The following is a 17739-nucleotide window of genomic DNA, read 5'->3' on the forward strand; positions in this document are numbered from 1 at the left end:
TCGTCCGCCATGATGGGGTCGTGCCAGACATTCCCCGCCGCAGCTCAGCCCGCACCGCCAAACTCGCGAGCATCCCGTTGGGGATCGCGGGTCGCGCGGCAGTCGGCTTCGGCCGCAAGCTCGCCGGCGGTGACCGGGACGAGATCGACGCGAAGCTGACGCAGCAGGCCGCGGAACAGTTGTTCACGGTGCTCGGCGAGCTCAAGGGCGGCGCCATGAAGCTAGGGCAGGCGCTGAGCGTGATGGAGGCGGCGGTCCCCGAGGAGTTCGCCGAACCGTACCGGGACGCGCTGACCAAGTTGCAGGCCGAGGCTCCCCCGCTACCCGCCCGCAAGGTGCATCGGGTGCTCGACGAGCAGCTGGGTACCCGGTGGCGCGAGCGGTTCACCAGTTTCGACGACGACCCGACCGCGTCGGCGAGCGTCGGGCAGGTGCACCGGGCCGTGTGGTCGGACGGGCGCGACGTCGCGGTGAAGGTGCAGTACCCGGGCGCCGACGAGGCACTACGCTCCGACCTCAAGACCCTCTCCCGGATGGCGGGCATGTTCACCGCGGTGATGCCCGGGGTCGACGTGAAACCCGTGCTCGACGAACTGAGCGCCCGCACCGAGGACGAGCTCGACTACCGGATCGAGGCGAACAATCAGCGCGCGTTCGCGGCCGAGTTCGACGGCGACCCCCAGTTCGCGGTGCCGAAGGTCGTCGCCAGCGCACCGAAGGTGGTGGTGACGGAGTGGATGTCGGCGACGCCGCTGTCGTCGATCATCGCGACCGGGACCGCCGAGCAGCGCAACACGGCAGGCGCTCGCCTCGCGGAGTTCCACTTCGCGTCGCCCAATCGCGTGGGGCTCCTGCACGGCGACCCGCATCCGGGCAACTTCATGCTGCTCGAGGACGGCCGCCTCGGCGTCCTCGACTTCGGTGCATGCGCTCCGATGCCCGGTGGCCTGCCCCCGGTGCTGGGCCGGATGGTTCGGCTCGCACTGGAGGAACGGTTCGACGAGCTGACCGAGCTGTTGCGCGCGAACAACTTCGTCCTGCCGGGGCGGCACGTCACCGACGACGAGATCGCGAACTACCTGCGGCCGTTCACCGACCCCATCCACACCGAGTCGTTCCACTTCACGAGGTCCTGGCTGCAACGTGCGGCGGGGACCGCGACCGACTTCTCGTCCGAGCACTTCCGGACCGCTCGGGCACTGAACCTGCCTCCGGAGTACGTGATGATCTTCCGGGTGCTGCTCGGGTCGGTCGGGATCTGCGCGCAGCTCGACGCGGAGGCGCCGTACATGGGCATCCTCACGCAGTGGCTCCCCGGATTCACCGAGGACGTCCGCCGGGCGGAGTGACGCCGGGGTCGGCCCGCACCGTCAGACGGCCGCGCCCGCGTCCCGGATTCGGTCGACGGCCGGCGCGACCCAGGTCCGCAGGTAGTTCCGGAGTTCGGTCCCGGATCGCGGCGGCCGGCCGGGGTCGATGACGAAGGACTGCACGATCCGCAGCATGTGCTCGACGAGTTCGTCGAGATTCCGGCCGGAGAATCCGGCAGCCGCCCAGTCCACACCGAACCGCTCCAGTATCGCCCGACCGAAGGTCAGCGCGGTGTCGGACGTGACGCCGGCGGAGAAGGCGCTTGCCCGCCCTGGCGCGAGGACCATACTCAGGTACTTCTCCTCGGAGATCTGCTCGAGCGTGTAGGCGATGCCCTCGATGACGGCGTCCGTGGGATCGGTGATTCCGTCGAGGTGGGCATCGAGCAGGTCGAGAAACGGTCCCACCTGCGCGACCGCGGTCGCGACGAGGAGTGCTTCCACGGTGGGAAAGTAGCGGTAGACGGTCTGCCTGGTGACGCCCAGCCCGCGGGCCACCTCGGTGATGCTGATGTCGGCTCCGGTCCGGTCGAGCGCGTGGCGGGCCTCGGCGAGGATGCGCGCGACGGCCTCGGCGTCGTCGGCCGGCGTGGACCCGGACCATCCGTGTGTGCGCATCGCCGCAACTCCTCACTACCCACCCTGTGCGCACTTTTGGTAGTTGGAACCACCAAAAGTGCGCACAGGCATCGACTGACGACGGGGAACCCTACCCGTGTGTGTTCGCGCCGTGTCCGTTCACGAAAACACGACAATACAAAGTGCATGAGTTGTATGGTCTCTTCATCCGACGACACCCCCAGCGAAGGGCCTCGACGATGTCGACCACGCACGACGCCTCCACCACCGGACTCACCCCAGAGCTCACCCGCCGCGCGCTGCGGCACGTTCAGGTCGGCACGACCGACATGGCGCCGTCGCCGTTGAAGGTGCCGCTGCACTACTACCGCGACCCGAAGATCCATGAGATCGAGGAGAAGCAGATCCTGCGGCGGACGCCGCTCGCGATCATCCCGAGCGCGCAGATCCCGAACCCCGACGACTACGTGGTCCGCAGCGTGCTCGGGGACTCCCTGCTCGTCACCCGTGACAGCTCGGGCACCGCACACGTCCTGCTCAACTACTGCCGCCACCGCGGCGCGATGCCTGCCTGCGGTTCCGGCAACGCCCGCCGCTTCACCTGCCCGTATCACGCGTGGACGTACAAGAACACGGGCGAACTCGCGGGTGTGCCCGGCAAGGAGGGCTTCGAGGGCATGAACCGCGCCGAGTACGGGCTCGTCGAACTGCCCAGCGAGGAGAAGTACGGCTTCGTGTGGGCGGTGCTGACCGAGGGCGAGTCCATCGACGTCGACGCCCACCTCGGCCCGATGGCTCCCGAGCTCGCACAGTTCGACTACGCCTCGTACGGCTACCACGACCAGCGCGAGTTCGTGTCGGAGGTGAGCTGGAAGGGCGCGCTCGAAGCGTTCGCGGAGAGCTACCACTTCCCGTTCGTCCACGGCGAGAGCGTCATCGGGCAGAACACCGTCGCGAACACCTCGATTCACGACACCTTCGGTCGCCACCACCGGATGGGCTTCCCGTTCAACTGGGTTGCCGCGCTCGACGAGAATCCCGACGGGGACTGGGATCCCATCGCGAACATGGGAGTCATCTACTGGATCTACCCGAATCTCGTCCTCGCGAACAGCCCGGTCGGGGTCGAGGTCCTCGACATGCTGCCTGCCGGCTCGCCCACCTCGTGCACCCTGCGGCACAGCTGGTTGGCGAAGTACCCGGCGACGACCGACGAGCAGCGCGAGCTGTACGACACCGTGTTCGCTCAGGTGCACGCTGCGGTACGGGACGAGGACTTCGCGATGCTCCCGCAGTGCGGAGAGGGCGTCCGCCGCGGCCAGCACGACCACATGATCATCGGCCGCAACGAGATCGGCGTCCAGCACATGATCACGACCTTCGCCGCCGAACTGGGCATCGCCCTCGCATGACACCGCACCAGGAGACGCCCATGACCGATCAGACCCCGCCGCGGCCACGTCAGCTCGACTCGCCCGTCCTGCCGACGATCTTCAAACACGTCGGGCGGTGCCAGGTCTGGCTCTACCGCCGCACCGGGGGACGGATCGGGGGCATGTGGCGCATCGGCGCCGGATTCCGCAAACCGGTACCGACGCTGCTCCTCGAGCATCGGGGGCGCAAGTCCGGCACCGTGTACACGACCCCACTGCTGTACATCGAGGACGGGGACGACGTGATCGTTGTCGCCTCGCAGGGCGGCCTTCCGAAACATCCTCAGTGGTACCGCAACCTGTGCGCCCACCCGGACACCCGGGTCCAGATGGGCAGTCGGATTCGCGAGGTCACGGCCGAGACCGCCGACCCCGCTCGGCGCGCCCGACTGTGGCCGCTGCTCGTCGACGCCTACGCCGACTTCGACACCTATCAGGCGTGGACCGAACGGGAGATCCCGGTGGTCGTCCTGCGTCCCCGCGCCCCCGACGACCCCGGCGAGTCCGCTGCCTAGACTGGACGATCGTGCGGATTGCGACGTTCAACATCAACGGGATTCGGGCGGCGCAGCGGCGCGGGTTCGAGGAGTGGCTGCGCGATCGGGAACCCGACGTGGTCGCGTTGCAGGAGGTACGGGCCCGGGCGGCGGCGATCCCACCGGGCGTCTTCGGTCCGTATCACCTCGCCTACGACGAGGGCGTGCTCGCCGGACGCAACGGTGTCGCGATCCTGACGCGGCACGCCCCCGACGCGGTGCGGACGTGGAGCGGGACCGCACTGCTGCGCGGGCCCGGCGAGGTTCACGTCGAGGTGACCGGGCTCGACCCGGCACCGCTCGCGCGTGGACTCCGCGAATTCGCCACGCAGGGCCGGTACCTCGAGGTCGACCTCGCCGACGCACCGATCACCGTCGCCTCGCTGTACCTGCCGAAAGGTGGCCTCCCCGAACATCTCCAGAAGCCGGGCCGGATGCGGGAGGCACCGGACGGCGGCGCCCGCTACGAACGCAAGATGCGCTTCCTCGACGGATTCGCGCGACAACTGACCCGATCCCGCCAGGCCGCCCGGGCGACCGGACGCGAGTTCCTGCTGATGGGCGACCTCAACATCGCGCACACCCGGCACGACGTGCGGAACTGGCGGCGCAGCAACCAGGTCGAGGGTTACCTCCCCGAGGAGAGGGAGTGGTTCGGCTCGATCCTGTCGCCACGCACGCTCGTCGACGTCGTCCGTAGCCGCCACCCCGACACCGACGGACCGTATTCCTGGTGGTCCTGGCTCGGGCAGTCGTTCGCCAACGACACCGGCTGGCGCATCGACTACCACCTCGCCACTCCCGCGCTGGCCACGTCGGCCGGCGCGGCGGGCACTGATCGGGAACCGTCCGCGGACCGCCGGATCAGCGACCACGCCGCGGTCGTCGTGGACTACGACCTCGATTCGTTCGACCCCACTCCCGGCTGAAGGGCCCGTTCATGCGCTCGAAGCGCATGAACGGGCCCTTCAGCCGAACAGCGGTGTGGCCTCGACGCTGCGAAACGGCGGTGCGGCGCCACCTCACGCGCAGACGGCAACCTTCCGCGGCCGTCCACGGGGACGCTTGCGGGCGATCACGACGCCGTGATCGAGGATCTCTCCGCCCCACACGCCCCACGGCTCGGCACGGTCGAGTGCCTCGCTCAGGCAGAGTGCACGCACGGGGCACGCAGCGCACAGGGACTTGGCGAGTTCCAGTTCGGCGGGGGTTTCGCCGAACCAGAGGTCGGGGTTGTCAGCACGGCAAGGCAATTCGCGCTGCACCGGCCCGGGGGTGGTGGGTTCGGTGATGGTGCGGACTGTCGCGGTGGACACGTCGTGCTCCTTACGGACTCGTCGGAGGTTCGGATGGTGCGAACCGGCGACCTGTCCTGGAACGACGTTCCCGATGGGGAACTGTCCGAGAAACAAGAACGGCCACGGTCCGCTGGGGCGTCCGTGGCCTGGTGGAGAGTGCTACCGAGAGTGGTCTCGGCTTCCGATCCGGGGCACGGACATGAGGGCTGCTGCCTTGGGGCGACGGGCGACGCGCGTCAGCGCTTTCCCCGCCCACAGGGCTGCGGGCAGGTGAGCGGCGGCATCGATCCGAGCGGGCGCATAGCCCGACATGCCTACTGCGCCCTGCGCGCTGCTGATCCGATCGATCATCGGTCCGATCACCTCCTGTCCCATCCCTGACGGGCCGCCCTGCGGCCTCTGTCGTCCATCTTCCCGCGCCACGCAACTGCGTCGGCCCGGCCGGTCGTGACGGCAGGCACCAGCCCACAACGTCGGAGACCAGGATAGGCGCACCCGGTGGGAGCGCACAACCTATTTTCTACCTGCGGTTATGTCTCGTCGACGAGACTCAGCTGAGCGACGGCCACCGGATCCTCCCCGCGGACGACCGCCAGCACGTCGGACCCGAACCGTTCGAGCTTCTTCGCGCCGATGCCCGGAATCGCGACGAGCGCCTGGTCGTCGCCGGGCTGCTGCTCGGCGATCGCGATCAGCGTCGTGTCGGTGAACACCACGAACGCGGGCACCTTCATCGCCGTCGACTTCTCCTTGCGCCACGCCTTGAGCGCGTCGAAGAGCGCGGCGTCGAGGTTCGACGGGCAGTCGGTGCAGCGACCGAGCATCGTCGTCGACGCGTCGAGCAGCGGCTTGCCGCACACGCGACACCGTGGACGCTTCTTCTGCGGCCCGGCAGGCGCGGCGATCTTCGATGCCGGCGAGTCGTCGGGCACGAGCCCGAGCAGGAACCGCGACCGGCGGCGGGATCGACGCCCACCCGCGTTGCGGGCCAACGCCCACGACAACTGCAGATGCTCGCGGGCGCGCGTCACCCCGACGTACAGCAGGCGGCGCTCCTCCTCGACCGCGGCCTGATCCGGCGGAGTCGACTTGTCCCCCAACGCATGCTGGATCGGCAACGTGCCGTCGGTGAGCCCCGCGAGGAAGACCGCGTCCCATTCGAGACCCTTCGCGGCGTGCAGCGACGCCAGCGTCACGCCCTGCACCGTCGGAGGGTGCCGCGCCTCGGCGCGGGCGGCGAGGTCACGCAGCAGTGCGGCGAGATCGAGTTCGGGGTCGTGGGTGAGCAGTTCCTCGGTCAGCTCGACCAGCGCCGTCAGCGACGCCCACTTCTCCCGGGCCTGGGCACCCGACGGTTCGGTGTCGGTGAGTCCCATCGGCACCAGTACCGCGCGGACCAGAGTGACCAGGGCTTCGCCGCGGTCGGCGCCGACCGGCAGGTCGTCGCGGCCGGCCGTCTGACGCAGCGCGGTCACCGCCTGACGCACCTCGGGCCGGGTGAAGAAACCCTCGCCGCCGCGCACCTGGAACGGGATGCCGAGTTCGGTCAGTGCCTGCTCGTGCGCCTCCGACTGGGCGTTGATGCGGTACAGCACCGCGATCTCCGCGGCCGGCGTACCGGCGTCGATGAGCTTCTTGACCCGGGCGGCGATGGCGGCGGCCTCGGCCGGCTCGTCGTCGAACTCCGCGAACACCGGCTCCGGGCCAGGTGCACGCTGACCGATCAGTTCCAGCCTGGTCCCCGCGATCCGGCCCCGGGCCTCGCCGATCACCCGGTTCGCGAGGGACACCACCTCGGGTGTCGAGCGGTAGTCCCGTTCGAGCCGGACCACCGTCGCATCCGGGAACCGGCGGGAGAAGTCGAGGAGGTAGCGCGGTGTCGCGCCCGTGAACGAGTAGATCGTCTGGTTCGCGTCGCCGACGACGGTCAGGTCGTCCCGGTCGCCGAGCCAGGCGTCGAGGACGCGCTGCTGCAACGGAGTGACATCCTGGTACTCGTCGACCACGAAGCACCGGTACCGCTCCCGGAACTCCTGCGCTACCGCGGGATGGTCCTCGAGGGCGACCGCGGTGTGCAGCAGCAGGTCGTCGAAGTCGAGCATCATCGTCTCGCCACGCATCTTGAGCGACTCGTACGCCGCGTACACCGCGGCGACCTTCGCGGGATCCGCGGGCGCGTCACGACGGACCCGGGCCACGGCCGCCGGGTAGTCCTCGGGTGCGATCAGCGACGCCTTGGACCACTCGATCTCGCCCGCGAGGTCGCGCACGCTGTCGGTGCTGGTGGACAGCCCCACCCGGTTGGCGGCCTGCGCCACGACGGCGAACTTGCGGTCGAGCAGCTCCCAGGAGGTGTCCCCGACCACCTGCGGCCAGAAGTACCGGAGCTGCCGGAGCGCGGCCGCGTGGAAGGTGCGGGCCTGCACCTGATTCGCCCCCTCGCCGATACCGAGCCCGCGCAATCGGGAACGCATCTCCCCCGCGGCGCGGGCGGTGAACGTCACGGCGAGGACCTGTCCGGCCGACACGTGACCGTCGGCCACCAGTCGCGCGATCCGGTGCGTGATGGTGCGGGTCTTGCCGGTGCCCGCGCCCGCAAGCACGCACACCGGGCCGCGCGGCGCCAGGACAGCCGCCGACTGCTGCGGATCGAGTCCTGAAGAGTCCGGTGGGTCCGCTGCCATGCCGTCCATCATGGCAGGGCCGTCCGACACCCGATCACGCCCCGCAGCGCCCTCGCCCCGAATCCCCCAGCGGACGGGCTGAACGCCGCGTTCAGCCTCCCCATCGAGATGAATGCCACTTTCAGCCCGAACCGCCGCGGACCCGTCCGCCGTCGGTGTCGAACCCGCCGGCGGGCTGAAGGTCCCGTTCGTGCGGCTGGGTGAGATGAATGCCACCTTCAGCCGGGAGGGCGGCGGGAACAATCTGCTGCGCCCGTGGTGTTGTGATCCTCGTGACTGCTACCGAGACCGCCACCGCCCTGACCATGTACTCGACCACCTGGTGCGGGTACTGCCGACGACTCAAGAAGCAACTCGACGAGAACGGCATCGGCTACGTCGAGATCGACATCGAGGACGATCCCGCGTCGGCCGAGTTCGTCGGCAGCGTCAACGGCGGCAACCACGTCGTCCCGACCGTCAAGTACGCCGACGGCAGCACGGCCACCAACCCGTCGCTGGCCGACGTGAAGAAGGCGCTCGGTCTCTGACCTTCCGCTCGGTCTCCGATCGTCCTATCGGGCCCACGCCTCGAGCATGCCGCGGGCGATGGACACCGAGCCCGGGACGAGGAGGCGCGCGTCCGCAGGCGACGTCCAGTCGCCCAGCTTCAGCGCGGCACGCACCTCCTCGCGCTCGAACCAGTGCGCCTCGGCGATCTCGCCGTCCTTGAACTCCAGCGGCGCCTCGGGGTCCGCGACCGCGGAGAATCCGATCATCACCGATCGCGGGAACGGCCACGGCTGACTCCCGAGGTAGCGGATGTCGGACACGACCACTCCGACCTCCTCCTCGATCTCCCGTGCCACACAGGACTCCAGCGACTCGCCCGCTTCGACGAACCCGGCGAGCACGGAGAACCGACGCTCGGGCCAGGTGCCGTTGCGCGCGAGCAGAACCCGGTCGGCGCCGTCGTGCACCAGGCAGATGACAGCGGGGTCGGTGCGGGGGAACTCCTCGTGACCGGTGCCCGCGCTGTGCCGTGACCAACCCGAGAGCGTCGGCGTGGTCGGAGACCCGTCGATCGCGCTGAAGCCGGCGGAGTCGTGCCAGGCCAGCACCGCGACCGCGGTCGTCAGCAGCCCGGCACTGGAGTCGTCGAGTCGGTGACCGATCATCCGCAGGTCGGCGAGCTCGCCGATCATCGCGGGAACGCGGACCGCCCACAGGTGCGTGCCGTCGGGCTTGCGGCCGAGGAACACCGCACCCGAGACCGGTTCCGCACCCAGCGACGACGCCGGTTCCAGGACGAGTTCGGCACCGTCGACGTGCGCCTGACCGCGGTGATTCACCTTGAGGACCAGTGCATCGGCCCACCCCGCCCGCAAGGCGTCGGTGTCGGACCGGAGTTCCTCCGCCCGGTCCAGCACCGAACGGGACAGCAACGGAACCTCGGTCATCACGAAATCAGTCACGCGCACCACAGTAGGGCGTGCGCGGGGTCAGTTCCCGACGCGCCTGATGTAGAGGAGTCGGTCGGTCTCCTCCACGGCATCGACCTCCGGCGAGCCGACGCGGACCAGGCGGCCGTCGCGGACCACGGCGAGGACGATGTCGGACAGGTGACGCGGCGACCCACCGATCTCGTCGTGCTCGACCTCCCGCTCCGCGATGGCGAACCCGGCCTCAGGGGTGAGCAGGTCCTCGATCATCTCGACGACGGTCGGGGTGGTGCGGGCGATGCCGAGCAGTCGTCCCGCCGTCTCGGAGGAGACGACCACCGAGTCGGCGCCCGACTGCCGCAACAGGTGGGCGTTGTCGGTCTCGCGGATCGCGGCGACGATCTTGGCCTTGGGGTTGACCTCGCGAGCGGTCAGGGTCACCAGGACCGCGGTGTCGTCCCGGTTCGCCGCGACGATCACGGATGCGGCGTTCTGCACGCCGGCCAACCGGAGGACGTCCGACTTGGTCGCGGAGCCGTTGACGGTGACGAGCCCGAGGGAGGCCGCCGAGTCCAGGACGGTCTGGTCGGTGTCGACGACGACGATGTCGGCCGGCTTGATGCCGTCGCCGAGCATGGCGTCGACCGCGGTCCGACCCTTGGTGCCGTACCCGACGACGACGGTGTGGTTGCGCACGGACTGCCTCCAACGCTGGATCTTGAATGCCTGGCGGGACCGCTCGGTGAGGACCGACAGCGTGGTACCGACCAGGATGATGAGGAAGAGGACCCGGAGCGGCGTGATCACGATGACGTTGATCAAGCGCGCCTCAGGGGTGATGGGCGTGATGTCACCGTAGCCCGTGGTCGAGAGCGACACCGTCGCGTAGTAGAGACAGTCGAGGAACGACAGCGGGTTCTCCTGCGCGTCCCGGTAGCCGTCCCTGTCGAGGTAGATCACGAACACGGCGAGGAACAGCACGGCGACCGCCATCATGACGCGCCGGAAGATCAGGTGGAAGGGACTGCGCATCGCCTCGGGAATGCGCAGGACTCCGACCAACGCGAAGTCGGGCCGCTCGGTCAGGCTCTCCTGATCGTTCAGCCGCTGGCGCAACTTACCGGCCATGGATTGTGCTCCCGTTCGCAGACATCGGCTCGGAGCCTAGCCAACGATGGGGCCGGCGCACGACGGACCACGCGGACAGGATCGGACGGACCCTGACCGACGTGCGAACATGCCGCGATTCGCTGGCGCCACGGCACCCCGTACAGCAGGGTGGTGCCATGAAGTTCTCACCCGCTCCCGCTCTGGCCGCACTCTTCCTCGGTGCGGGCACGCTCCACTTCGTCACGCCGAAGCCGTTCGATTCCATCGTGCCGCGCCAACTGCCCGGTGACGCGCGCACCTACACCTATGCGTCGGGTGTCGCCGAGGTCGCAATCGGCACCGCGCTCCTCGTTCCGCGCACTCGCCGGCTGGGTGGAACGCTCGCCGCGGCACTGCTCGTCGCGGTATTCCCCGCGAACGTGCAGATGGCCGTCGACTGGGTTCGGAGCGACAAGATCGCCCCGCCGCTCAAGGCGGTCGCACTGGCCCGCCTCCCCCTGCAACTGCCGATGATCGCCGCGGCACTGAAGGTTCGACGCCAGGTGTCCTGAGCCCGCGGGCTACGCGTCGTCCGTCGCCGGGCCCCCCGCCGACTCGACCAACCGGGAGAGCTCGGCGGCGTCGGGCAGGTCGTCGGGGGCGATGGTGCGGCCCGTCCGCACGTAGTGGAAGGCGGCGCGCACACCGGCCGGGTCGACGGGATCGCCGCCGCGGGCCAGCGAGCGGGCCGTCATCAGCTCCGCCCACGCGAGCCGGTAGGCGGCCAACTGCATCGCGACCGCGTGCTCGTTGGCGGCGCTCGGTTCGGCGCCGGTCTTCCAGTCGATGACGGTCCATCCGCCGTCCGGGTCGGCGAAGACCGCGTCGATCCGGCCGCGCACGACCGTGCCCGCGATCGAGGTCTCGAACGGCACCTCCACCTCCACAGGGTTGCGGTGCGCCCAGGTCGAGCGCAGGAAGGCCGCCTGCAGCGTTTCGAGGTCCTCGTCGGCTGCGCCGTCCGTGTCGGCGGCGCCGGGCAACTCGTCCATGTCCAGGAGGCGGGTCGCCCCGAATCGGCGCTCGACCCAGGCGTGGAAGGCTGTTCCCCTGCGTGCCAACGGGTTCGGCGGGAAAGGAAGCGGACGGCGCAACCTGGCGGCCAGTTCGTCGGGAGACGCGGCCAGATCGACGAGTTGACTGACCGACAACTGACCGGGCAGCGCGACCTCGGCGCGGGCCGCTGCCCGGGCCGCACGTTCCGCGAGGAGCGCGTCGACATCGGCGGCCCAGCCCTCCGGGTCACGGTCCGGCGCACCGACGGCATCGTCCTCGCCGTCGGCATGATCGGCGTCGAGACTCAGCGCCACCGCCGGCTCGACCTTCCCGTCGTCGGTGCGACCGCCGAGGTCGGCGAGTGCGGCCAGCACGAGGTCGGCGCCGCGCGACACCCCGGGACGCCTGTCGCCCAGCGGATCCCGAGGCCACTCCGCGGCGTCGACGTCTGCGGTCAGCGGGTTCGCGGCCTCGGCCTCGGGATCCGCCTCCCAGTGCTCGACGACACCGAGCGGCCGCCCCTGCTCCGCCGCGGACGTCACGACCGCGCGCATCTCGCTCAGGAACTCGGACGGCCCCTTCGGCGCGGCACCGGTCTCGCCCCAGTGGTGCCCCGACACGTACAGCGCCCGTTCGGTCCGCGTCAGCGCGACGTAGAACAGTCGCCGGTCCTCGTCGAGCTTGCGGCGCGCGAGGGCCTCCTTGTGCGCGACCAGCGCGTCCTCGAGGTCCTTGCGGTCGCAGACGTTCTCGAAGTTCGGAACGGGCACCCCGTCCGACCCGTCGGCGTCGTCGGCGCGGTCGCCGCGCAGGTGCGGTGGCAGTTCCGCGAGCGCGCCCAGCCACGTCCCCGTCGCGGTACCCGACGGGAACACCCCGTCGACGACGTGGGGCACGGCGACGACCTCCCATTCGAGCCCCTTCGCCGAATGAACGGTGAGCACCTGCACCCGATCTCGCGCGACCTCCACTTCACCGGGTGCGAGGCCGTTCTCGACGGTGTCGGCCGCGGCAAGGAACGCCAGCAGTCCGGTCAGCGTCGCGGAGGTGTTGCGCGCGTACCCCGCGACGACGTCGGCGAACGCGTCGAGGTGCTCGCGCCCGGCACCTCCTGCCCGCAGCCACGGCAGCCGTGCCTGCGCCTCGATGCCGATTCCGAGTACCCGTTCGACCTCGGCGACGAGCTCGGTCAGTGGCTGGCCGATGCGCTCCCGAAGCGAGGCCAGCTCCGCAGCGAGGGCGCTGATCCGCCGGAACCCGATCTCCGAATAACGCTCCCTCGCACCGGGATCCGAGATTGCGTCCGCCAGCCCGGCCTGTTCGGCGAACTCACCGGGCAGCGCGGCATCGAGTGCCTTGTCGAGGCTGTCGGGGTCGGTGACCGCTCCCCCGGCGCTCCGCGCGGCGCCGACCGCGAGTGCCCGCGCCCGGCGCCACAACGCCGCCAGATCCGCGACGCCGAGCTGCCAGCGCGCGCCGGTCAGCACCCGGATCGCAGCGCTGCCCGCGAGCGGGTCCGCGACCAGGCGCAGCATCGCGATGACGTCCGCGACCTCCGGCACGTGCAGGAGTCCACCGAGCCCGACCACCTCGACAGGCAGCCCGCGACGCCGCAGTGCCGCCGCGACGGGGGCGGCGTCGGCGTTGCGGCGGATCAGGACCGCGGAGGTCGGCGGGTCCTCGCCGCGTTCGTCGGCGGCGGCGTACTCTGCGGCGATCCGATCGGCCACCCACTCCCGCTCCCGTTCGACGTCGAGGTGCAGCGCCACCCGGACGTCACCCGGCTGCGCGTCCGGCTTCGGCCGCAGCTCGGGAACCGGGACGCCCCGATCCCGGAGGGTGGCTGAGGCTGCGTTGGCCAGGTCCAGCGCCTCGGCGGGGTTGCGCCAGCTGGTGAGCAGTTCCAGTCGCGGCGCGGGGCGCCCGTCCGGGAGTGGGAAGTCGGTGGCGAAGCGGGGAAGGTTCGCCGCGGACGCCCCGCGCCACCCGTAGATCGACTGCATCGGGTCGCCGACGGCGGTCAGCGCCAGCGAGCCGTCCTCACCGGCGCCGAACAGCGCGGACAGCAGCACCCGCTGAGCGTGACCGGTGTCCTGGTACTCGTCGAGCAACACCACCCGGTACCGCTCGCGTTCCGATCTGCCGACCTCGGGGTGCTCGGCGGCGACCCGCGCGGCGAGCGACATCTGGCTCCCGAAGTCGAGCGCGCCCTCCCGGCGCAGGGTGTCCGCGAGCCGCTGGACCAGCGGGAGCAGCTCGACACGCTCCTGCTGGGTGGTGAGGATGTCGAGGAGGTCCTTCTTCGGTCCGCCGCGCTGCCGCGGTCCGGCGGGGAGGGTGTGGATCAGCTTGTCGAGTTCGGTGTGCGCCTCGCGGAGGTCGTCGGCCTCGACGAGGTGTTCGGCGAGCTGGCCGGACAGCGCGAGCACGGATTCGGTGAGCGAGGTGGGGTTGCGGTCGGTGTCGAGGTCACCGTCCCAGGAGCTGACGACGCGGTGCGCGAGCTGCCACAGCGCCGTCTCCGACAGCAGGTCCGACGACGGCTCGATCGGCAGTAGCAGACCGTGTTCGGTGAGGAGCCGACCCGCGTAGGAGTGGTAGGTGCTGACCTCGGGTTCGCTGGACAGGATGCGGTTGCGCAGGTCCTCGCTCAGTCCGAGGCGGCGGGTCACGCCCGGGTCCGCGAGCCGCGCGAGACGCTGACGAATACGGGACGTCAACTGCTGTGCGGCTTTCCGGGTGAACGTCAGTCCGAGCACCTGCTCGGGGTGCGCGAGTTCGTTGGCCACCAGCCAGACGACACGCGCGGCCATCGTCTCGGTCTTGCCCGCGCCGGCACCCGCGACGACGAGCGTCGGACCCACGGGCGCCGAGATCACGGCGGACTGTTCGGGAGTCGGCGGGAACTGACGGAGCGCGGCCGCCAGTTCGGCGGGGGTGATGCGGGCGTGTGGCGTCCGGCTGCTCACGACTGGGTCACCTGCCTGCCCTCGTCCCGTGCCGGGCAACTCGACCGCACCGGGCAGTGTCGGCATCCGTCGTTCGGGCGCGCGAGGTAGCTCGGCCCCTGGGTGGCGGCGGCCGCGGCGTGCACCGTGTCCAGCCACTGCTCCTCGGTCTCCTCGGTGAGCGGCGCCTGCACGCGCTGGGTGGCGCCGTCCGCGCGGTGCGCCTTTGCCACGAACACCAGCCGCGCGCCGCCCGCCGGTCCGGCCGGCTCACCGTCGATCGCGCCGCGCGTCGCCGCCAACTGATAGGTGGCGAGCTGTGCGTGGGCCTGCGCGTCCTCCTTGCTCACCGGGTTACGGCCGGTCTTGACGTCGACGACGACGGGCCGACCGTCGGCGTCACGTTCGAGGCGGTCGATGCGGCCCCGCAGGTGCACCGCGGGCTCCCCCTCCGCCCTCGCCTCGAGTACTCCGTCCACGGCGACCTCGACCCCCACCTCGATGAGTTCCCCCCGACTGCGCCGCAGCCACTCCGAGAAGGTGTCGATCATCTGCTCGGTGCGACCCATCTCGCGCTTCGAGTACCACGGCGACCCGAGATCGACCGCGTCCCAGGCGCTCGCGAGTGCCCGGCGTACCTGATCGGGCGGCATCCTCCCGGCGACGGCCTGAACCAGGGTGTGCACGAGGGTTCCCGCGACGGCATGCGTGTTCTCGCCGTCGCTGCCACCGTGCCGTTCCAACGCCCACCGCAGGGGGCAGGTGTCGAGCTGCTCGATCGTCGACGGCGACAGGGGTACCGCGCCGTCCTCGGCGCGCCAGAGGGGATCACCGGTGCTGGGAGCGCCGACGCCGTACCACTGCTCGGGATGGGCGCCACGCACCCCGGCCGCGGCCAGCCGCGCCAGCTGGAGCGCAGCACGCTGCTGCTTCTCCGGGTCGGTCTCGGCGAGGTCGGGATCGCACACGACGCGCCGGAGCTCGGCGATCAGCGTTGGCAGCGCGAGCACCCGATTCTGCACCGCGGGTTCGAGATCGGCGGCCGGCTCGTCGAGTTCGGTGTCCGCGCCGAGAAGTTCGTCGACGAAGCGGGAGGGCTCCAGGTCCTCGTCTCCGCCCGCCGAACGCACCGCCGTGACGAGAAGCGTGCGGCGCGCGCGACTGCAGGCGAGCAGGAACAGGCGCCGTTCCTCCGCCAGGAGCGGTGCGGTCCGGGACAGGGTGTGGTTGCCCGGATCGGCGACGCCCGCGGTGAGGTCGACGAGAAGCTCTGTGCCGAGCAGGGTTCCACGGGGACGCAGGCCGGGCCACAGCCCCTCCTGCACGCCCGCGACGACGACGACGTCCCATTCCCGTCCCGCGGCGGCGTGCGCGCTGAGCACCGACACCGCTTCCTGCCCCGCGACCGCCGACCGCGGATCGCTCGGGATCTCCTGATCGGCGAGGTACTCCACGAAGCCGAGGAGGCTGGCTCGGGGCAGCCGGTCCACGTGGTTCGCGGCGGTGTCGAAGAGCGCGACGACGGCGTCGAGGTCCCGGTCGGCCTGGGCGCCGATCGGCCCGCCTCGCAGTGACGCCGCCGCCCAGCGCTTCTCGAGTCCGGTCGCCTGCCAGCACGCCCAGAGCACCGCCTCGACACCCCGGCCCTGCGCGTGCGCGGTGCGCGCCCGCGACAGGACGGTGAGTAGTCGCCGCAGCGCACCGAACTCCCCTTCGGTGAGCCCGGCCACCAGGTCCGGCTGCGCGTCCTCGCCCTCGACCACGAGGACGCGGACCAGTTCCGCGGAATCCCGGTCGCCTCCGGCCGCGAGTTCGACGCGGCGCAGCCCGCGCCGGAGCCGGCGCAACGTCACCGGATCCGCACCGCCCACCGGTCCGGACACCAGCGCCAGCGCGTCCTCACCCGTGAACGTGCCACCGGCCGTCGCCCGGAGGGCCAGCAGCAGTCCCGCGACGGCGTGCTGACGGGCCAGCGGCAGCTCCGATCCCGCTGTGGCGAGCGGGACACCGGCGGCCAGCAGCGCGCGCCTCAGCGGCGGCAGCACCCGCGGGACGGACCGCACGATCACCGCCATCCGCGACCACGGCACGCCGTCGTGCAGGTGGGCCCGACGAAGCGTGTCCGCGATCAGCGCCGACTCCTTGCCCGCCGCGGGCAGGACCGCGACCGAGGCGCGTCCCTGATCGTCCGTGGCGGTGGACGCGTCGCGGTGCGGCGAGGCGCCGGGCAGACGCCGCGCGACGCGCGCGGCGACCGTCGCGACGCGGGGCGCGTTGCGGTGGTTCGTCGCCAGCACGATGCGGTGGTCGTCGCCCGGCTCGGCGAGCTCGGTGAGGAAGCGGGCGTCCGCGCCGCGGAACCCGAACACCGCCTGGTCCGGGTCGCCCGCGACGACGGCGAGGTCGGCACCGTCACCGAGCAGACGGACCAGTTCCGCGGCCTGCGGATCGAGGTGTTGCGCGTCGTCGACCAGCAGGCACCGGATCCGGGCCCGCTCACGTGCCAGGAGGTCCGGGTCCGTCGCGAAGGCGTCGAGCGCGGCGCCGACCAGCTCTGCGGCGTCGAGCGCCGGTGCGGTCGCCTCCGGCGCCTCCACCCCGACCGATCCGCGCAGCAGCATCACCTGCTCGTATCGCGACACGAACCGGCCGGCGGCCACCCACTCGGGTCGGTCGTGTTCGCGCCCGAGCCGCACCAGGTCCTCGGGTCCGAGGCCACGCTCCCCGGCGCGCAGCATCAGGTCGCGCAACTGGGCCGCGAAGCCCACCATCGGAAGCGCCGGGCGCAGCCGCTCCGGCCAGTACCCGGCACCGTCCTCGACGTCCCCGCGGAGCAGTTCACGCAGCACCGCGTCCTGCTCGGCACCGGTGATCAGCCGCGGCGGCGGGTTGGAGTGGGCCGCGGCCTGCAACCGCAGCACCGCGAATGCGTAGGAGTGCACGGTCCGCACCAGCGGTTCGCGGGTGGCCCGTGCCGACCCGACACCGAGCAGCGCCGCCGTGACCTCCTCGCGCACGGACGCTGCGGCCTTCCGTGAATGGGTCAGCACCAGAACCGATTCCGGGTCACCGTCCGGTCCGCCGATCCGCGACGCCGCGAGATCGACGATCAGGGACGTCTTCCCGGTACCCGGCCCTCCGAGCACCTGCCACGGGCGGCGGGTGGTCACGCCGACGCCGGCGGATGCCGCGAGGAGGGACTCGACCTCGGGCCCCCACCGGCGGACGTGCGGAAGACGCGGAGCGCGGCGCACCAGGGTGGTGGCCGGACGCTCCGCCCGCTCACGCGTCCGGTCCCGACTCATGCCCGAAATTGCACCACGCG

13 protein-coding genes are annotated in these 17739 nt (G+C 71.0%); 6 read left to right on the forward strand and 7 right to left on the reverse strand.

The genetic code is table 11. The features are described from left to right. Positions 1–20: 20 nt before the first annotated feature. Positions 21–1349, forward strand: a complete 1329-nt coding sequence (locus tag ACFSJG_RS14120) for an ABC1 kinase family protein (protein ID WP_378485823.1) — start codon at positions 21–23, stop codon at positions 1347–1349. A gap of 21 nt (positions 1350–1370) precedes the next feature. On the opposite strand, the gene ACFSJG_RS14125 is transcribed toward ACFSJG_RS14120, so the two are convergent. After that, a complete protein-coding gene (locus ACFSJG_RS14125; RefSeq protein ID WP_378485824.1) occupies positions 1371–1988 on the reverse strand; it encodes a TetR/AcrR family transcriptional regulator in 618 nt (205 codons plus the stop codon). A gap of 200 nt (positions 1989–2188) precedes the next feature. Here ACFSJG_RS14125 and ACFSJG_RS14130 point away from each other — a divergent pair, with 200 nt between their 5' ends. The 3 genes from ACFSJG_RS14130 to ACFSJG_RS14140 are packed head-to-tail and all read left to right on the forward strand — an operon-like array spanning position 2189 to position 4847. Beyond that, positions 2189–3361: an aromatic ring-hydroxylating oxygenase subunit alpha gene (locus ACFSJG_RS14130; protein ID WP_378485825.1), complete on the forward strand. Its 1173-nt coding sequence runs from the start codon at positions 2189–2191 to the stop codon at positions 3359–3361. Between the two features lie 20 nt (positions 3362–3381). Continuing rightward, positions 3382–3897, forward strand: a complete 516-nt coding sequence (locus ACFSJG_RS14135) for a nitroreductase family deazaflavin-dependent oxidoreductase (protein ID WP_378485826.1) — start codon at positions 3382–3384, stop codon at positions 3895–3897. Positions 3898–3908: 11 nt separating this feature from the next. Further along, entirely contained in the window at positions 3909–4847 is a 939-nt protein-coding gene (locus tag ACFSJG_RS14140) for an exodeoxyribonuclease III (protein ID WP_378485827.1), read from the forward strand. Positions 4848–4940: 93 nt separating this feature from the next. Here ACFSJG_RS14140 and ACFSJG_RS14145 read toward each other — a convergent pair whose 3' ends face one another. Both ACFSJG_RS14145 and ACFSJG_RS14150 read right to left on the reverse strand, forming a co-directional pair. After that, positions 4941–5234 (reverse strand): WhiB family transcriptional regulator, encoded by a 294-nt coding sequence (locus tag ACFSJG_RS14145; protein ID WP_007537839.1) that lies wholly within the window; start codon positions 5232–5234, stop codon positions 4941–4943. 512 nt (positions 5235–5746) lie between these two features. After that, the gene (locus ACFSJG_RS14150; RefSeq protein ID WP_378485991.1) at positions 5747–7912 is read right to left on the reverse strand and encodes an ATP-dependent DNA helicase UvrD2; all 2166 of its coding nucleotides are present in this window, start codon (positions 7910–7912) and stop codon (positions 5747–5749) included. A 260-nt stretch (positions 7913–8172) separates the two neighbouring features. Between ACFSJG_RS14150 and ACFSJG_RS14155 the strand changes: the two genes are divergently transcribed. Next, complete coding sequence (locus ACFSJG_RS14155; RefSeq protein WP_378485828.1) at positions 8173–8430, forward strand: mycoredoxin; 258 nt, start codon at positions 8173–8175, stop codon at positions 8428–8430. A 24-nt stretch (positions 8431–8454) separates the two neighbouring features. Here ACFSJG_RS14155 and nudC read toward each other — a convergent pair whose 3' ends face one another. Together nudC and ACFSJG_RS14165 are read right to left on the reverse strand one after the other, a co-directional pair. Beyond that, the gene (gene nudC / locus ACFSJG_RS14160) at positions 8455–9339 is read right to left on the reverse strand and encodes an NAD(+) diphosphatase (RefSeq protein ID WP_378485992.1); all 885 of its coding nucleotides are present in this window, start codon (positions 9337–9339) and stop codon (positions 8455–8457) included. 42 nt (positions 9340–9381) lie between these two features. Continuing rightward, the gene (locus tag ACFSJG_RS14165; RefSeq protein WP_378485829.1) at positions 9382–10449 is read right to left on the reverse strand and encodes a potassium channel family protein; all 1068 of its coding nucleotides are present in this window, start codon (positions 10447–10449) and stop codon (positions 9382–9384) included. A gap of 158 nt (positions 10450–10607) precedes the next feature. On the opposite strand from ACFSJG_RS14165, the gene ACFSJG_RS14170 reads away from it, so the two are divergent. Next, complete coding sequence (locus ACFSJG_RS14170; protein WP_378485830.1) at positions 10608–10982, forward strand: DoxX family protein; 375 nt, start codon at positions 10608–10610, stop codon at positions 10980–10982. Positions 10983–10991: 9 nt separating this feature from the next. Here ACFSJG_RS14170 and ACFSJG_RS14175 read toward each other — a convergent pair whose 3' ends face one another. Further along, a complete protein-coding gene (locus ACFSJG_RS14175; RefSeq protein ID WP_378485831.1) occupies positions 10992–14501 on the reverse strand; it encodes an ATP-dependent helicase in 3510 nt (1169 codons plus the stop codon). After that, the gene (locus ACFSJG_RS14180; RefSeq protein WP_378485832.1) at positions 14432–17719 is read right to left on the reverse strand and encodes an ATP-dependent helicase; all 3288 of its coding nucleotides are present in this window, start codon (positions 17717–17719) and stop codon (positions 14432–14434) included. Before ACFSJG_RS14180 ends, ACFSJG_RS14175 begins: the two co-directional genes overlap by 70 nt. Positions 17720–17739: the final 20 nt, after the last annotated feature.

The organism is Rhodococcus gannanensis, assembly GCF_042681175.1.
In the GTDB taxonomy this organism is placed as follows: domain Bacteria; phylum Actinomycetota; class Actinomycetes; order Mycobacteriales; family Mycobacteriaceae; genus Rhodococcus_G; species Rhodococcus_G gannanensis.